The sequence below is a fragment of the Streptococcus sp. 1643 genome, assembly GCF_006228325.1.
In the GTDB taxonomy this organism is placed as follows: Bacteria; Bacillota; Bacilli; order Lactobacillales; family Streptococcaceae; genus Streptococcus.
The window spans coordinates 621,675-637,359 of the sequence record NZ_CP040231.1 but is presented as its reverse complement, the minus strand read 5'-3'; the positions used below and the strand labels follow the sequence as shown (position 1 = coordinate 637,359).

Below are 15,685 nucleotides of genomic sequence, written 5' to 3'. Positions count from 1 at the left end.
TTTTATTATACCATATTTCACAGCCATTTCGAATAGAGAAAAAGATTGCACCAAATGGTAACAATCTTTCTATTCTAATCCATTTTATGCTTGTGGTTTGCGTAGGTAACCATAAACCACACCACTTACAATTGCGCCAACCAAGACAAATGCAAGGTAGAGAAGGGCATTTGAAGTAAGGGCGATGACGAAGATTCCTCCGTGTGGCGCCATGAGTTTGATTCCAGCAAGACCAACGAGACCACCTGCTACTGCTGAGCCAAGAATGAAGCTTGGAATCGCACGAGCTGGGTCAGCAGCACCAAATGGAATTGCTCCCTCAGTGATAAATGACAAGCCCATGATGATGTTTGTCAAACCAGAGTTACGTTCTTCTTTGGTAAATTTATCTTTGAAAAGAAGGGTTGCGACAAAGATGGCAAGTGGTGGAACCATTCCTCCAGCCATAACTGCTGCCATGGCTACAGAACCACCTGAGGAAACAGTCGCTGCAAGCGTACCTGTACCAAAGACATAAGCCGCTTTGTTGACTGGTCCACCCATATCAACAGCCATCATGCCCCCAAGAACGATACCAAGAAGGACAGCTGAACCTCCCCCAAGACCGCCTAGGAAGTTATTCATAGCAGTGTTGATTTCTGCCATTGGGATGTTGACAGCTAACATAACAAATCCAGTCAAGATTGTTCCAAGAAGTGGCAAGAGAAGGATTGACTTAGCCCCTTCAAGTGAACGAGGAACTTTTACGTATTTCTTGATAGCAAGAACCAAGGCACCTGCGATAAATCCACCAACAAGGGCACCTAGGAAACCAGAAGAGACACCTGCAAGAGTTGAAGTTGCTTCACCACCTGCGGCATAAGGAATTTTACCAAAGGCAAAACCTTCTTTGGCAATAGCACCAGCCACAAAGCCAGCTACCAAACCTGGTTTTTCAGCAATAGAGTAGGCCACATAACCTGCAAAGACTGGAAGCATCAAGCCAAAGGCTGCACCACCGATTTTCATGAACATAGAAGCTAGCTCATGGTAGGATCCGAGATTGCCAAGACTATCTTGTGGCACACCAAAAGCTCCGTCGATTAAGAAGGCAAGGGCAATCATGATACCACCACCAATAACGAATGGCAACATTTGGGATACACCACTCATCAAGTGTTTGTAGAAGGCACCACCGATACTTTGTTTTTCATTAGATGCCGTTGCAGCTTTTGCTCCATTAGCAGCACGATAAACTTCAGCATCTCCTGAAAGAGCCAAGTTGATCAATTCTTCAGTCTTACGGATACCGTCTGCAACTGGACGGTTAACCAAAGGTTTTCCATCAAAGCGGTCCATCTCAACAGCCTTGTCTGCTGCGATGATAACAGCTTTAGCCTTGCGGATGTCCTCTGCAGTCAATTGGTTCCCAACACCGCTAGCTCCGTTTGTTTCAACCTTGATCCCAACACCCATTTCGGCAGCTACTTTTTGAAGAGCTTCTTGGGCCATGTATGTGTGGGCAATACCTGTCGTACAAGCTGTAACAGCTACGATAAAGTCGCCAGATTCATTGGCAGGTGCTTGAACAGGCTCCTCAGCTTTTTCTGAAGCTTGGTCAAAAAGTTCAATAACTTGATCAGCTGATGTTACTTGGCGAAGTTTGTCAGCAAAACCGTCTTTCATCAAGTATTGAGACAATTCTGCCAAGGCAGCCAAGTGAGTATCATTAGCACCTTCTGGAGCTGCAATCATGAAGAAGAGGTCTGTTGGTTGCCCATCCAAGCTTTCATAGTCAACACCCTTGTTTGACTTAGCAAAGAGAACCGTTGCTTCTTTGACAGCAGAGTTCTTGCTATGAGGCATAGCAATTCCGTCACCTAAACCAGTGGAAGTGAGAGCTTCACGCGTTAAGATCCCTTCTTTAAAGGTTTCAAAATCCGTCACGTAACCGTGATCTACCAAACTTTTAATCATCTCTTCGATGACAGCTGTTTTTTCAGTTGCTTGCAAATCCAGCAACATGACATCTTTTCTCAATAGGTCTTGAATTTTCATCGTTTTTCTACCTCAACTTTTTCATATGTTTCTTTAATAAATTCCGCTGTTGCCAAGTCATCCGAGAAGGTAGTTGCTGTTCCACAAGCTACTCCCCATTTGAAGGCCTCTACTGCGTCTTTAGATTTGACAAATTCACCTGTAAACCCAGCAACCATAGAGTCACCAGCCCCGACTGAATTTTTGACTGTTCCCTTGATTGGTTTAGCGAAGTAAGCTCCCTCAGATGTGACAAGAAGTGCACCGTCCCCAGCCATGGAGATAATGACGTTTTGAGCTCCTTTGGCCAGTAACTGACGAGCATAGTTCTCGATTTCATCTAAACTTTCGAGTTTCACTCCAAAGATAGCTCCAAGTTCGTGATTGTTTGGTTTAACCAAAAGTGGCTGGTAGTCCAAACTATCAATCAAGGTCTGTCCTTCAAAGTCACAAACCACTTGCGCACCAGTCTGGCGTGTCAAGGCAATCAAATCTTTGTAGATAACATTACCTAGATTCTTAGCACTTGAACCTGCAAACACCACTGTATCTTCTGCTGTTAAACTAGATAAGATAGCTTTCAATTCTTCTAGCTGAGCCGGTTCGACGGTTGGACCCGTTCCGTTGATTTCTGTTTCTTGGTCTGCTTTGATTTTAACATTGATGCGCGTATCTTCTGCTACTTGGACAAAACGCGTTTCGATTTCCTCTTCTGCCAAAGTATCTGTGATAAATTTACCAGTAAAGCCTCCGATAAATCCAGTCGCAGTATTAGGAATATCCAAGCGTTTCAAGACACGACTGACATTGATTCCTTTCCCACCAGCAAACTTATCATCACTGTCCATACGATTGACACTGCCGACTTGAACTTGGTCCAAGCGCACGATATAGTCTATGGATGGATTAAGTGTGACTGTATAAATCATACTTCTATTACCTCCGTTTTCTTCTTAATAGCCTGCAAGAGCTCATGCCCTTGACTTGTGATGACAATAGCGCGTTTAAGCGGTGCTACCTTGGCAAAGCAAGTTTGACCAATCTTTGACGAATCAACCAAGACATAGGTTTGTTTGGCATTCTCCAAAATAGCACGTTTTACAGCTCCCTCCTCCATATCTGGAGTCGTATAATAACCATCGTCGATACCATTCATCCCAATAAAGGCACGGTCAAAGTGCAATTGATTGATTTGGTTAAGAGCAACACCACCGATACATGCATCTGTTGCCATTTTGACACTTCCTCCAACCATGACAGTTGGAATCTGTTTTTCAACCAACTGAACCGCATGGTGAATGGAGTTGGTCACAACTGTGATATTCTTATTAACCAATTCCTTGATTAAAAAAGCAGTTGTCGTTCCAGCATCGATAAAGATGACATCTTTTTCCTTAATAAGAGAGGCTGCTTTTTGAGCCAGTAGCTTCTTCTCTTGAAGGTTTTTGACAGATTTTTCTTGGATGGTTTCTTCTTCCTGCAAGGAGTGAGGTAGTTCTGCTCCACCATGCACACGGCGAAGCTTGTTTTCCGCCTCCAACTCATCCAAATCTCTTCGTACCGTTGATTCTGATGTTTCTAATAGACTAACCAATTTTTCTAGGGAAACTACATGATGTTGATTTAACTCCTCTAAAATCAGTTGCTTCCGCTCAGTTTTTAACACCAAATCACCTCCTGTTATCGTTTACACTATTCATTCTAGCACATTCTCTACCAAAGTCAAGCACTTTTTATCATTTTCTTTCAAATTCTATCATTTTTCTTATTTCCAGAATTTTTATTGCAAGATAAGTGGCTTTATGGTAGACTATTTGAGTAAGTATTGGAAGATTACTCAAGAGGCTTAAGAGGCCGTGTTGGAAACGCGGTAGACGTGTAACAGCGTGCGTGGGTTCGAATCCCATGTCTTCCGTAGAAAAAAGAAAAACTGCACCTCAATGCAGTTTTTTATCGTTCTAAGAACAATATATAGAAATGAAAGGCTGAGTTATTCTAACAACCACGCCACATTTTTGTACCCTACCCTAGAATCACTTTGATTTCATAAAAAAACAAGTAGTTTATTAAGACTACTTGTTTTTCTTCTAAATCTTGTGATTAGATATTGCTTTTATCTTTTTTATCTGAAGATTTGTCTGTTGATTTATCAGTGGATTTGTTTGAAGATTTATCTGAAGACTTGTCTGTTGATTTGCTCTTAGATTTTGTAGAGTTCTTACGATCAATCTTATCATATCCCTCAGTAGTATCCATTAACTCAGTTGATAAAGTACGATAATCTTCTTGAGAAATCAGCCAGTTTCCATCCTTATCCTTGGTTAGTTTGATTTCTGTATCAAAATCTCCAGTAGTAAGAGGTGTAAGAGCAGCTTCAGCATCTACATCACTGTAGGTAGCAAAATCTTTTCTGAAGAGGTGTTCGTAAATCCAATATGTCACCAATGTTTGGTAACGCTTGATGTCGACGTTTGAACCAGCTTGGTTGTACTTACCTAGGTTATCGATACCACCAATAAGAATTGTTAGAACTTCTCGAATTGATGAAGTCAACCCTTTAGAATGCAACTTCTTAGAGTTAAAAGTAACAGTCGCAGTATTGCCAGATTCATCAACCTTTACATCTTTAACAGTGTAAGAGCCGATATCTTGGAATAACTTGCGTTTCATCTTCAAGAAACCTGAAATGGTTTCTTCTGGAGTTTCTACAGGGAAATCTTTGTGCCATTGTACTGAATAGGTAGATGCAGGTGAAAGACCTTCTTCTTTGATTTTTTCACTTGTTTGCACTGCAAAAATGGCCTCAGTCCATTTTTCATAGGTTTCGCCATAAATTTTCTTAAATCGAGCAGAGTCGCTAGTAAGAACTGAGTCTAAGAGAATCTCAGCATCTTTTGTAACTTTTTCTTTAACTTCTGCAGCTTCATCTTTCTTCTCAACTTGTTCCGTATTCTCCTTGTTATCAGAAGAAGCTTCAGATGACTGATTAGAAAATACAGAACATGCACCCAAGACAACTGTTGAAAGTGCTAAGATACTTAGTAACTTGATCTTTTTCATGTTTCACCTCTTTATGAAAAATTACTCTTGGAGACCACCTCCAAGGATAGTTGTTTAGAAAAACACTGGGTTTATCTAACGGAGAATGGGGGATTCGAACCCCCGCGCCAGTTACCCGACCTAACGATTTAGCAAACCGTCCTCTTCAGCCTCTTGAGTAATTCTCCACTAACACACTAGAATAAATAGGATACAACAAAGGATACAATTTGGAAAAAATCTACTGTATACCTGTTCATAATGGAGCCGGTGGGAGTCGAACCCACGTCCAAACACCTGCTAACATATTTGTCTACAACCATAGGTTATGTATTGTTTTAACAGTCCCTCGACACATAACTCAAGCCTAGGAACTGCGAGTCTATCAATCTCCTATCAAACCACTAGACAAGGCTTGATCGTATCTCGCTAATCATAAGACCTGTCATTGAACACGAGCAATCCAAATCAGGTCACGCCTGCTGGTTTTTAGGCAGCTAGAGCGTAAGAAGTGTTATTTTTTGCAGTTATATTTAACTGAGCGTTTGCGTCGCCACACGGGTTGCAAAATATGCCTCATAATGCCTGTCGAATCCGTAACGACCCCAAGATTATAGAACTATTATAACCTATCTTAATAAAAAATGCAAAATCAAGCCAATTCTTTAGAAAAGATACGTTTTCAAAGCATCTGATAATGCTTGATAACCGGCTACACTTAGATGGAGGCCGTCCGTTGTATAGGATGATTGAAGTTGTCCTTTTGAATCTGTCAAACTATCATAAATCGGTACAAAATCTACCTGCATATAAGCGGATGCTAGAGCCTCATAGGCTTGATTCCATTCTCTGATCTTTTCATTGGTACGAATATATACTGTCTGCTTGTATTCTTCTCCTTCATTGACTGGTAGAATCGAAAGGAGCTTTATTTGTGACAGCGGATAATCTCGGGCAATCGATTGGATTACACCTTCAAGATTATCCAAGGCTTCATTCATGGGAATATCTTTTCCAATATCATTTGTCCCAATTAGGAGAACAATTTGATCGACAGCATCACCATAAAGATGGGCATCCAAATTCTCTAATAACAATCTCGTCTGGTAACCTCGGATGCCTCGATTAACAATCGTCTTGGCAGTCCCGAGTAACTCTTGCAAAGGGTAGTATTCTACAATCGAATCGCCGATAAAAATCATATCTGGTTCTAAAAGAGAAATTTGATTGAGTTCACGATACTTGGTTTGAATCTTTGCTTGCTCTTTTAGAAGCCAATTTTCTAATAACTGTACTGCCACCTTATCCCTCTTTCTCTAACCACTTTTCTAGAATCTGATAAACGCCCCCTTGGCTGTTAGCTGGAGCTAGGGCTGTTGCAACTGCCTTGGCCTCATCATCAGCATTTTCCATAGCATAGGCAATTCCAGCCATCTCCAACATCTCAACATCATTTTCGCTATCACCAAAAGCCATAATTTGTTCTGATGTCAAATCCCAGAGCTTGAGTAATTCTTCCAATCCCCAAGCCTTGTGAACCCCAGCCTGCAGGATGTCGATACAGCCATAACCGCTAGAAACAGCCCTTACACGACCATCAAAGAGGTCATTGATTTCCTGCAAAACTGAACTAGAACGTTCTTCACCAACAACCATGCTCATCTTTAACACTCCACCGAAGAGGTCAGCTTGCAAGTCTTCCACAAAATTCATTCGTTGATAGAATTTTTCAATCATCTCTGGTGTCATAAATTTTTCTAGGTCTGTAAACACAGTCCCTTTCTTGACAAAACCACCCTTCATACCTGTTACAACAAACTGATCTCGGCACTCTCTCCCTTTAAAATGAACTAAAGCCTTGTCAACCATAGCATCATCCCAGGTCTGCGCTTGAATCAGTTTATTGTTTTCAAAAATACGCGCCCCATTGGCAACGACTAGAACTACTCTACTCGCCAAGTGTTCTAGTAATTGCCTCATACGGTGAACTTCATTCCCTGTCGCAATGACAAAACGGATATCCCTTTGATCCAGCTGATCTAAAATCTTTTCCAAGCGGGGCAGATCCAGCTGCCCCCTCGGGTCTAGCAAGGTTCCATCCATGTCTGTTGCAATTAATTTAATCGTCATCTCGTCTCCTTTAGGGCAAGTGCCTACCACTTCAACCCTACATGTTCATTCATTTCTTTATAGGCCGTGTCAATTCGTTCCTTGGTCTCTTCGTCCAACTTGTCACGGTGACTGCCCCCCTCGATGAAGTCCTCTAGGATATAGGTCTGATAGAGGAAGAGCGGATAGCCTTCTGGAGAGTATGTCCCTTTGGGTGTTCGATTGACCCAAGTAGGATGCGCTTTGGCCGTTTCAATCCTAGTCTTGCCATCTTTTTTCTTAATGGTCACATCCATGAGAACACCGCGCTCCGTCCACTTGGCATTTTCCTCATCTTGCATGGTTTCAATACGTTGATTTGAGAGGAAATTCCCCATGGAGTAGATGATCAATTTTTTGTCACCATCTTTTTCAACTGTCTCAGCAGGTTCAACGACGTGAGGATGCCCTCCAAAGATAATATCTGCTCCCCAGTCAATCATCTTATGGTACAGTGTTTTCTGTTCTTCCGTTGGTTCTAGCTGGTACTCAATTCCCATCTGAGGCATGATGACAGTAATATCCGCCTCCTTCTCTGCACGCTCGATTTCTGCCTTCATCTTATCTTCATTCAAATCAGAAAGATAGCGATTATAGTCCTCTTGAGAGATATACTGCTCAATGCCATTAAAACCGTAGGAATAGGCCAGGAGAGCTACCTTGATACCATTGACTTCCTTGATGACTATAGGGGCTTGGTCACGGGATTCATGTGTATAGACTCCGATGGGTGTCATTCCAGCCTTTTCAATAGCTTGAGCCGTTGAAACCACCCCATCAATTTGAGAATCCAAAATATGATTATGAGCCAAGTCTAGAACTTGGTAGCCTGCATCCTTGATCGCATCCATGACTTCCCCTGGTGCATTAAAGAGAGGATAACCTGCCAAATAGTGGTCCTTGTTCACCGTTCCTTCAAAGTCACCAATCACCAAATCCGCTTGCTTGAGCCAAGGTTTTACATACTCAAAATTTTCATGGAAATCATAGGTTCCATCTTCTTTAAGAGCTGTTCGGTAGATGGGGATATGATAAAGAAGGTCACCATTTGCCATGATACGCGCCGTCGTTTCACCAGACTGATCTTCCTTGGATTGACCAGATGTACTTGCAGAATCAATAGTTTGACTACTAGGACTCGTTCCCTTACTACTTTGTACTGCTCGAACTAATAAGTTCCCCCCCATGGATAAGGCAACTGCAAGCAATAACACAATAATAAACTGGGCATTGGTCCAGGATTTATAATTCCGAAAGAAATCCACACTAGTTCTCCACACCCCATAAAGAGAGCCCTGAGACCGTCTATCTTGTCGCTTTTCCATCTTTATTCCCCTTGCTTTTACTGCGAGTCTTTTCTTTTATTATACCACAGACAAAAGAGGAATACCGTTTATTATATTATTTTTTAGGAACTTCTGCGACTTTCTTTCTAACCTATTTTGTGTTATCATGTAGAGGTAATGAAAGGAGAGAAAATGTCTGCAATAGAACGTATTACAAAAGCTGCTCACTTAATTGATATGAACGATATTATCCGCGAGGGGAATCCGACGCTTCGCGCAGTTGCTGAGGAGGTCACTTTCCCACTGTCTGACCAGGAAATCATCCTTGGCGAAAAGATGATGCAATTCCTCAAACATTCCCAAGATCCTGTTATGGCTGAGAAAATGGGGCTCCGCGGTGGTGTTGGATTGGCTGCTCCCCAACTCGATATCTCAAAACGCATTATTGCCGTTTTGGTCCCAAATATTGTAGAAGAAGGTGAAACTCCTCAGGAAGCCTACGACTTGCAAGCCATTATGTACAATCCAAAAATCGTCTCTCACTCTGTTCAGGACGCTGCTCTTGGCGAAGGAGAAGGTTGTCTTTCTGTTGACCGAAATGTGCCTGGCTATGTTGTCCGTCATGCCCGTGTCACTGTTGATTACTTTGACAAGGATGGCGAAAAACACCGAATCAAGCTCAAAGGTTACAACTCTATCGTTGTCCAACATGAAATTGATCATCTAAACGGAATCATGTTTTACGATCGTATCAATGAAAAAGATCCATTTGCTGTCAAAGATGGACTCCTCATCCTTGAATAAAGAAAATCCCGTTGCAAGACGGGGTTTTGTGTTATAATAGAGGCATGAAAACAAATGATATTGTCTATGGCGTCCACGCCGTTACAGAAGCCCTCCTTGCAAACACTGGAAATAAACTTTACCTCCAAGAAGATCTTCGAGGTAAGAATGTTGAAAAAGTCAAGGAACTGGCTACAGAAAAGAAGGTATCCATTTCTTGGACTTCAAAAAAATCCCTGTCTGAGATGACTGAAGGCGCTGTCCACCAAGGTTTTGTTCTACGAGTGTCCGAATTTGCCTATAGTGAGCTGGATCACATCCTTGCAAAAACACGTCAAGAAGAAAATCCACTTTTATTGATTCTGGATGGTCTAACTGACCCTCATAATCTGGGTTCAATCTTGCGAACAGCTGATGCGACCAATGTTTCAGGAGTCATTATCCCCAAACACCGTGCTGTCGGAGTGACTCCTGTCGTTGCCAAAACGGCCACAGGTGCTATTGAGCATGTACCGATTGCCCGAGTGACCAACCTTAGTCAAACCCTAGACAAACTAAAGGCTGAAGGCTTCTGGACCTTTGGAACGGATATGAACGGTACTCCTTGCCACAAGTGGAATACAAAAGGGAAAATCGCCCTCATCATCGGAAATGAAGGAAAAGGCATCTCCAGCAACATCAAAAAACAGGTCGATGAGATGATTACCATTCCCATGAATGGGCATGTTCAAAGTCTCAATGCCAGTGTGGCTGCAGCCATTCTCATGTACGAAGTTTTCCGAAACCGACTATAAAAAAGTTTCCAATCAAGTGATTGGAAACTTTTTTCTTAACTATGTTCTGTAATAAATTTGTAAGCTTCTTGACCAGCGATAGCCCCATCTCCAACTGCTGTTGTTACTTGGCGAAGGTCTTTCTGGCGAACATCTCCAACTGCAAAGATACCGTCAACGGCAGTTTTCATGTGATTATCTGTTACAATCCAGCCTGCCTGGTCTTGAATATTCAATTCTTTAACAAAATCGCTAACAGGATCCAAACCGACATAGATAAAGACACCACCGAAGGCTTGCTCTGTCACTTGACCCGTTTTTACATTTTCAAATACGACAGATTCTACTCGGTTTTCACCTTTGATTTCCTTGACAACAGAATCCCAGATAAAGTTGACTTTCTCATTTGCAAAAGCACGGTCTTGCAAAACCTTTTGGGCACGAAGTTCATCTCGACGGTGAACAATAGTGACGGACTTGGCAAAGCGAGTTAAGAAGAGAGCTTCTTCTACCGCTGAATCTCCACCACCGACTACGAGCAAGTCTTGGTCACGGAAGAAAGCTCCATCACAGACCGCACAGTAAGAAACACCACGACTGTTCAGTTCTTCTTCTCCGGGAACTCCCAAAAGACGGTGTTTAGAACCAGTTGCTACAATGACAGTACGGGTTTCGTAAACTTGATCATCAGTGATTACCTTCTTATAGTCACCCTGGTCTTCAATATTTTCAACATAGCCATAAAGATGCTCCACTCCAAGGTTTTCAAGTGGTTCAAACATCTTTTCAGCTAATTCAGGTCCACTGATGTTGGCATAACCTGGATAGTTTTCAATATCAGATGTGTTATTCATTTGCCCGCCTGACAGACCACCTTCAATCAAAGCCACTTTCAGATTGCTTCGAGCAGCATATAAGGCAGCGGTCATTCCCGCAGGTCCAGCACCGATAATAATCGTATCGTACATTTCGATTCCTTCTTTCTTGTTGTAACTATCTTTATTCTAACTCATTCTTGCTAGTCACGCAAGGATTATGCCTTGAAAACCAAGAGCAAACTCATGACGGCAAAGGATAACACCGGAATGACCAAAACTCCAATCATAATCATATCATAGAGATGGGCTTGGCGAGCTTTGGCTGTCTTGTCCACACCAGACATAGCTCTCAATCCAATCCAAATCCCCAGAAAAATCACGACAAGGATGGTCGTTAAGATCAAACTCTCGAAATACAAAGAAAATAGATGCAGTAGCATGATCTCTCTCGTTTCTATCTTTTTTAAAGAGTAAACTCAGCTAGTCCAACTAACTGAGTTTTCCTTTTTCTATTATATCAAATATAAGTCCGTTTGTAACTAGCAAAGAATTCTTTTGTCCGTTCTTCTTTCGGATGATTGATGATTTCATCCGGTGTGCCAGACTCGATGATTTTCCCTTTATCTAGGAATAAAACCTTGTCTGCCACTTGGGCTACAAAAGACATATCGTGACTGACCAAAATCATGGTCTGACCTGACTTGGCAGCATCTGCAATAGACTTTTCTACTTCTCCGACCAACTCTGGGTCGAGGGCTGAAGTGGGTTCGTCCAAGAGCAAAACATCTGGTTTCATAGCAAGCGCACGCGCGAGGGCAACCCGTTGCTTTTGTCCACCTGATAAATGGCGAGGATAATGGTTTTCACGATCAGAAAGACCAACCTTGGCCAACTCTTCCTTAGCGATTTTTGTTGCTTCCTCGTCCGATAATTTTTTAACGACAATCAAACCTTCCTTGACATTGTCAAGAGCAGTTCGGCGTTCAAACAAATTAAACTGTTGGAAAACCATAGATAACTTGCGACGAAGGGTTAGGATCTCTTCTTGGCTAATCTGAGAAAAATCAACTTTAAAATTGTCAATCTGAATCGTTCCACTATCTGGAGTTTCAAGGTAATTCAAACTACGAAGAAAGGTTGATTTCCCAGCTCCAGATGAACCAATCAAAGCCACTACCTCACCTTTTTGAATATCCAAGTTCAGATGATTCAAGACTGTCTGTCCTGAAAAGGATTTGCTTAAATTCGAAATCTTAATCATTAACGAAGGTCTCCTTTCACATCTGTAGACACTGTATCCGGCGCTGAGATAGCCATTTTTCTCTCGATGAAACGGCCGAGGCTTTCAATTCCGATATTGACTACCCAATAAACAAGGGCAACGGAGATGAAGCGCTCAAAATAGCGATAATCAGCTCCACCTAAAATCTGAGCTTGGGCAAAGACCTCCACAACACCTGCACTAAAGGCTAGAGAAGTTCCCTTGGTCAAACCGATAAGGGAGTTAATCAAAGTCGGTGTCGCAACTACCGCCGCATTTGGAATAATCACGCGACGATAAACTTGCGCTCGCGTCATACCCAAACTGCGTGCCGCCTCAATTTCACCTGGATTAACAGAAAGGATGGCCGCACGAATCGTTTCACTTGCATAAGCCGCCTCATTAAAAGCAAAGGCCACAATCGCAAAAAGCGCTGCTGGAATCGCATTGATATTGAGACCAGTTCCCCATTGTTGGTTGATAGCTTTCAGTGCTAAAGGAATTCCGTAGTAGGTCAACATAAGTTGAACTAGGATTGGGGTACCTTTTAAGAAGCTGACGAAAAAGGCCTGCAAGGGATATAAAATCTTAACACGATTGATCTTAACAATGGCAAAAATTAGGGCAAGTAGCAAACCAAAGAGTGCACCTCCAAGCGTCAACATCAAGGTTGTAGGCAGTTGTTGGACAATCCTTGGAATTCCATCAAAGACCGAACGCAAACTAAAGAGCTTACCATCCGGAATGAGTTGCATCAAACTTTGGTACCAATCTGATGCTAAAAATGTTGTAACAGTCATAAAAACATCCTCTCCTGATAATGATTCATTCTATCATACTTCTGCTCGCAAGCAAATTATTTGCTACGGGCTGCTCAGACTTTGTCTATCTTCTAGTTTATCACACTTTAAAACAGGGAGGCTATATATTTTACCTATCAAGGAGATAAATAAAAACTATCTCAAACCTAAGTTCTCATAGGTCTTTCTATAGCCAATTTGTTTAACAGCACCATTCTCCACCAAAATTGGACGTTTCAATAACATACCATCACTCGCTAGAAGCTTGGCTGCTTCTTGTTTTGACAAACTTCCCACCTTATCTTTCAAGCCCAGTTCGCGGTATTTGATCCCGCTGGTATTGAAAAATTGTTTCACTTCAAAACCGGAAGTTTCCAACCAGTTCAAAATCACGTCTTCACTTGGTGTTTCTTCTACGATGTGGACATCTTGGTATTCCAGTCCAAGTTGATCTAATTCATTTTTTGCTTTCTTACAAGTTGAACATTTTGGGTATTCGATAAATTCTAACATCTTCTTTTCTTTCTATTTTTTATTTTCTTGAAATGCTGCACCTTCATGTTGCAAGAGCCAGGCTTTCTTTTCGACTCCCGATGCATAGCCTGTCAGACGATTGCCTGACCCCAGCACACGATGACAGGGTACGAGTATGGACCAAGGATTACGCCCCACTGCTCCGCCAATCGCTTGGGCAGAAGCCACTTGCAAGTCTTGAGCTATTTGTCCGTAAGTTACTGTTTGACCATAAGGAATGGCCTGTAAGTAAGCCCAGACCCGCTTTTCAAAATCTGTTCCAATAGGAGCCAAAGGTAAGTCAGATAGGTCCTGAACACTGCCTTCGAAATAGGTATCTAAATAGGAAATAACTTGCTCTAATACAGGATGGCTATCAACTTCTTCTATCGTTTCATCCCCTAATCCCCTCTCAAAATGAGTTTGGTCCTGTACCCAAATTCCATACAGATATTGCTCGTCAGCAACTAAGGATAAGGTTCCAATTGGCGACGGGTAGAACATTTTTGCGTACTTATTCTGCTTCATTTTTTTAATTTCTGATAGGCCAAACGTTCCCCATCAACTGGAACCTTACCGACCCGTTGGAAGCCTAGCTTTTCAAAAATATGCTGCATGGTCTTGTTTTCCGCATGCGTATCTGAACGAAAATCTAGATAATCAAAACCTTCAATCAAGCCTTCTAGGAAAGTCTGAGCAACACCTTGTCCTTGGACATCTGCTGCCACAGCGATACGGTGAAAGACCAAATATTCTGATTCTCCCCCCTGCCAACTCCCTTCATAAATGGCTTCATAGGCTTCCTCTGGGCTCTTGGTCACAGCAGCATAAGCTAGCAGTTCTCCTTCTTCCAAGGCCACATAGGCTTGGCCTGAGATGATATCATCAATAATGATATCTGCATTTGGATAGCCATTTTGCCACTGGTCACTACCAGACTCAGCTAAGCACTTTTTGGCATCCTCCATCACCTGCATAATCGCATCTACTTCGTTTGGAAAAGCTAAACGAATCTCCATCTTTTCCCCTCATTTCTAACTATTTTCTCTCATCATAGCATAATTTAAAGCTTTCTACAAGCAGTTGAAACTTGACTTTTGTTTTTAATTATTTTATAATCTAGTTATCAAAACTAGATAAAAAGGAGTTGGAAATGAATTCTAACTTTTCCTACCCAAAATGGGAAGACATTCCAAATATTGACCTCTATCTGGATCAGGTTTTGCTTTATGTCAATCAGGTCTGTGCCCCTATCTCTCCAGATAAAGACAAGGGACTAACAGCATCCATGGTCAATAACTATGTCAAACATGGTTACCTGACAAAGCCAGACAAGAAAAAATACAAACGCAAACAGATCGCCCGTTTGATTGCCATCACCACTCTCAAGTCTGTCTTTTCGATCCAAGAAATCGCTCAGACCCTTAATACTCTGCAAACTCAAGCGAGCTCAGACCAGCTCTACGACGCTTTTGTGGACTACATGAACCATGGGGTTGATCCAGAAAATCCTATTATCCAAACTAGCTGTCAAACGGTTAAACTCTATCATCAAACTCTAGACTTAATCCTTATCAAAGAAGAGGAGGAAATCCAATGAACACCAGCCTAAAGCTCAGTAAAAAACTCAGTTTTGGAGAGGAGATTGCTAATAGCGTGACCCATGCTGTAGGTGCCGTTATCATGCTCATCCTACTCCCTATTTCATCCACCTATAGTTATGAAGCACATGGATTTTTATCATCTTTTGGTGTTTCTATCTTTGTTATCAGTCTCTTTCTCATGTTCCTCTCGTCAACCATTTACCACTCTATGGCCTATGGTTCGACCCACAAATACGTCTTACGAATCATCGACCATTCTATGATTTACGTAGCTATCGCAGGCTCTTATACGCCGGTCGTCTTGACTTTGATGAATAACTGGTTTGGCTATCTGATCATTGCCATTCAGTGGGGAACGACCATCTTTGGCATCCTCTATAAAATCTTTGCTAAAAAGGTCAATGAGAAATTCAGCCTTGCCCTTTACCTGATTATGGGCTGGTTGGTTCTGGCTATCATTCCTGCCATTATCAGTCAAACAACGCCAATTTTCTGGAGTCTCATGGTAACTGGCGGACTCTGTTATACAGTTGGAGCTGGATTTTACGCTAAGAAAAAACCTTATTTCCACATGATTTGGCATCTCTTTATCCTAGCGGCGTCTGCACTCCAATATATTGCCATTGTTTATTACATGTAAAAAA

General features: G+C 42.0%; 18 protein-coding genes, 2 tRNA genes and 1 other RNA gene. 5 read left to right on the top strand and 16 right to left on the bottom strand.

The window, feature by feature from the left end:
* Positions 1-84: 84 nt before the first annotated feature.
* The 3 genes from FD735_RS03435 to FD735_RS03425 are packed head-to-tail and all read right to left on the bottom strand — an operon-like array spanning position 85 to position 3,682.
* Positions 85-2,037 (bottom strand): fructose-specific PTS transporter subunit EIIC, encoded by a 1,953-nt coding sequence (locus FD735_RS03435; RefSeq protein WP_139658475.1) that lies wholly within the window; start codon positions 2,035-2,037, stop codon positions 85-87.
* Positions 2,034-2,945, bottom strand: a complete 912-nt coding sequence (gene pfkB / locus FD735_RS03430; RefSeq protein ID WP_139658474.1) for a 1-phosphofructokinase — start codon at positions 2,943-2,945, stop codon at positions 2,034-2,036. The genes FD735_RS03435 and pfkB overlap by 4 nt, the downstream gene beginning before the upstream one ends.
* Positions 2,942-3,682, bottom strand: coding sequence for a DeoR/GlpR family DNA-binding transcription regulator (locus FD735_RS03425; protein WP_125397928.1), 741 nt, complete (start codon positions 3,680-3,682; stop codon positions 2,942-2,944). Before FD735_RS03425 ends, pfkB begins: the two co-directional genes overlap by 4 nt.
* A gap of 161 nt (positions 3,683-3,843) precedes the next feature.
* Here FD735_RS03425 and FD735_RS03420 point away from each other — a divergent pair.
* Positions 3,844-3,931: transfer RNA gene (locus FD735_RS03420), tRNA-Ser, on the top strand.
* A 185-nt stretch (positions 3,932-4,116) separates the two neighbouring features.
* Here FD735_RS03420 and FD735_RS03415 read toward each other — a convergent pair.
* The 6 genes from FD735_RS03415 to FD735_RS03390 all read right to left on the bottom strand — a co-directional run bounded on the left by FD735_RS03415 (position 4,117) and on the right by FD735_RS03390 (position 8,528).
* On the bottom strand, positions 4,117-5,076 hold the full coding sequence (locus tag FD735_RS03415) for a hypothetical protein (protein ID WP_139658473.1): 960 nt from the start codon (positions 5,074-5,076) through the stop codon (positions 4,117-4,119).
* Positions 5,077-5,155: 79 nt separating this feature from the next.
* Positions 5,156-5,243 (bottom strand) — tRNA-Ser (locus FD735_RS03410).
* Positions 5,244-5,314: 71 nt separating this feature from the next.
* Positions 5,315-5,662: a transfer-messenger RNA gene (gene ssrA / locus FD735_RS03405) on the bottom strand.
* 58 nt (positions 5,663-5,720) lie between these two features.
* Entirely contained in the window at positions 5,721-6,356 is a 636-nt protein-coding gene (locus tag FD735_RS03400; protein ID WP_139658472.1) for an SGNH/GDSL hydrolase family protein, read from the bottom strand.
* A 1-nt stretch (position 6,357) separates the two neighbouring features.
* A complete protein-coding gene (locus FD735_RS03395; RefSeq protein WP_139658471.1) occupies positions 6,358-7,185 on the bottom strand; it encodes an HAD family hydrolase in 828 nt (275 codons plus the stop codon).
* A gap of 23 nt (positions 7,186-7,208) precedes the next feature.
* Complete coding sequence (locus FD735_RS03390) at positions 7,209-8,528, bottom strand: CapA family protein (protein WP_139658470.1); 1,320 nt, start codon at positions 8,526-8,528, stop codon at positions 7,209-7,211.
* Between the two features lie 153 nt (positions 8,529-8,681).
* On the opposite strand from FD735_RS03390, the gene def reads away from it, so the two are divergent.
* On the top strand, positions 8,682-9,293 hold the full coding sequence (gene def, locus FD735_RS03385) for a peptide deformylase (RefSeq protein WP_042767740.1): 612 nt from the start codon (positions 8,682-8,684) through the stop codon (positions 9,291-9,293).
* Between the two features lie 44 nt (positions 9,294-9,337).
* Positions 9,338-10,066, top strand: a complete 729-nt coding sequence (gene rlmB, locus FD735_RS03380) for a 23S rRNA (guanosine(2251)-2'-O)-methyltransferase RlmB (protein WP_000855740.1) — start codon at positions 9,338-9,340, stop codon at positions 10,064-10,066.
* A 35-nt stretch (positions 10,067-10,101) separates the two neighbouring features.
* Here rlmB and trxB read toward each other — a convergent pair whose 3' ends face one another.
* The 7 genes from trxB to FD735_RS03345 form a co-directional block, all read right to left on the bottom strand.
* Positions 10,102-11,013 carry a thioredoxin-disulfide reductase gene (trxB, locus tag FD735_RS03375; protein WP_139658469.1) on the bottom strand — a complete coding sequence of 304 codons (912 nt, stop codon included), beginning with the start codon at positions 11,011-11,013 and terminating at the stop codon, positions 10,102-10,104.
* 65 nt (positions 11,014-11,078) lie between these two features.
* On the bottom strand, positions 11,079-11,303 hold the full coding sequence (locus FD735_RS03370; RefSeq protein ID WP_000924293.1) for a DUF4059 family protein: 225 nt from the start codon (positions 11,301-11,303) through the stop codon (positions 11,079-11,081).
* A 77-nt stretch (positions 11,304-11,380) separates the two neighbouring features.
* The gene (locus FD735_RS03365; RefSeq protein WP_125397927.1) at positions 11,381-12,124 is read right to left on the bottom strand and encodes an amino acid ABC transporter ATP-binding protein; all 744 of its coding nucleotides are present in this window, start codon (positions 12,122-12,124) and stop codon (positions 11,381-11,383) included.
* Positions 12,124-12,924 (bottom strand): amino acid ABC transporter permease, encoded by an 801-nt coding sequence (locus FD735_RS03360; protein ID WP_000219166.1) that lies wholly within the window; start codon positions 12,922-12,924, stop codon positions 12,124-12,126. The genes FD735_RS03365 and FD735_RS03360 overlap by 1 nt, the downstream gene beginning before the upstream one ends.
* 156 nt (positions 12,925-13,080) lie before the next feature.
* Entirely contained in the window at positions 13,081-13,437 is a 357-nt protein-coding gene (locus FD735_RS03355) for an arsenate reductase family protein (protein ID WP_139658468.1), read from the bottom strand.
* Positions 13,438-13,449: 12 nt separating this feature from the next.
* Positions 13,450-13,965 (bottom strand): methylated-DNA--[protein]-cysteine S-methyltransferase, encoded by a 516-nt coding sequence (locus FD735_RS03350; protein ID WP_139658467.1) that lies wholly within the window; start codon positions 13,963-13,965, stop codon positions 13,450-13,452.
* Positions 13,962-14,456: a GNAT family N-acetyltransferase gene (locus FD735_RS03345; RefSeq protein WP_139658466.1), complete on the bottom strand. Its 495-nt coding sequence runs from the start codon at positions 14,454-14,456 to the stop codon at positions 13,962-13,964. The genes FD735_RS03350 and FD735_RS03345 overlap by 4 nt, the downstream gene beginning before the upstream one ends.
* A gap of 134 nt (positions 14,457-14,590) precedes the next feature.
* Here FD735_RS03345 and FD735_RS03340 point away from each other — a divergent pair, with 134 nt between their 5' ends.
* Complete coding sequence (locus tag FD735_RS03340; RefSeq protein ID WP_139658465.1) at positions 14,591-15,037, top strand: DUF1836 domain-containing protein; 447 nt, start codon at positions 14,591-14,593, stop codon at positions 15,035-15,037.
* Positions 15,034-15,681 carry a hemolysin III family protein gene (locus tag FD735_RS03335; protein ID WP_001097972.1) on the top strand — a complete coding sequence of 216 codons (648 nt, stop codon included), beginning with the start codon at positions 15,034-15,036 and terminating at the stop codon, positions 15,679-15,681. The genes FD735_RS03340 and FD735_RS03335 overlap by 4 nt, the downstream gene beginning before the upstream one ends.
* The last annotated feature ends 4 nt before the right edge of the window (positions 15,682-15,685 follow it).

Bases quoted from the DNA above. Each gene is read 5' to 3' on its own strand.
- FD735_RS03435 (WP_139658475.1), bottom strand. From the start codon at position 2,037: ATGAAAATTCAAGACCTATTGAGAAAAGATGTCATGTTGCTGGATTTG.
- pfkB (WP_139658474.1), bottom strand. From the start codon at position 2,945: ATGATTTATACAGTCACACTTAATCCATCCATAGACTATATCGTGCGC.
- FD735_RS03415 (WP_139658473.1), bottom strand. From the start codon at position 5,076: ATGAAAAAGATCAAGTTACTAAGTATCTTAGCACTTTCAACAGTTGTC.
- FD735_RS03395 (WP_139658471.1), bottom strand. From the start codon at position 7,185: ATGACGATTAAATTAATTGCAACAGACATGGATGGAACCTTGCTAGAC.
- FD735_RS03390 (WP_139658470.1), bottom strand. From the start codon at position 8,528: ATGGAAAAGCGACAAGATAGACGGTCTCAGGGCTCTCTTTATGGGGTG.
- def (WP_042767740.1), top strand. From the start codon at position 8,682: ATGTCTGCAATAGAACGTATTACAAAAGCTGCTCACTTAATTGATATG.
- rlmB (WP_000855740.1), top strand. From the start codon at position 9,338: ATGAAAACAAATGATATTGTCTATGGCGTCCACGCCGTTACAGAAGCC.
- trxB (WP_139658469.1), bottom strand. From the start codon at position 11,013: ATGTACGATACGATTATTATCGGTGCTGGACCTGCGGGAATGACCGCT.
- FD735_RS03370 (WP_000924293.1), bottom strand. From the start codon at position 11,303: ATGCTACTGCATCTATTTTCTTTGTATTTCGAGAGTTTGATCTTAACG.
- FD735_RS03365 (WP_125397927.1), bottom strand. From the start codon at position 12,124: ATGATTAAGATTTCGAATTTAAGCAAATCCTTTTCAGGACAGACAGTC.
- FD735_RS03360 (WP_000219166.1), bottom strand. From the start codon at position 12,924: ATGACTGTTACAACATTTTTAGCATCAGATTGGTACCAAAGTTTGATG.
- FD735_RS03355 (WP_139658468.1), bottom strand. From the start codon at position 13,437: ATGTTAGAATTTATCGAATACCCAAAATGTTCAACTTGTAAGAAAGCA.
- FD735_RS03350 (WP_139658467.1), bottom strand. From the start codon at position 13,965: ATGAAGCAGAATAAGTACGCAAAAATGTTCTACCCGTCGCCAATTGGA.
- FD735_RS03345 (WP_139658466.1), bottom strand. From the start codon at position 14,456: ATGGAGATTCGTTTAGCTTTTCCAAACGAAGTAGATGCGATTATGCAG.
- FD735_RS03340 (WP_139658465.1), top strand. From the start codon at position 14,591: ATGAATTCTAACTTTTCCTACCCAAAATGGGAAGACATTCCAAATATT.
- FD735_RS03335 (WP_001097972.1), top strand. From the start codon at position 15,034: ATGAACACCAGCCTAAAGCTCAGTAAAAAACTCAGTTTTGGAGAGGAG.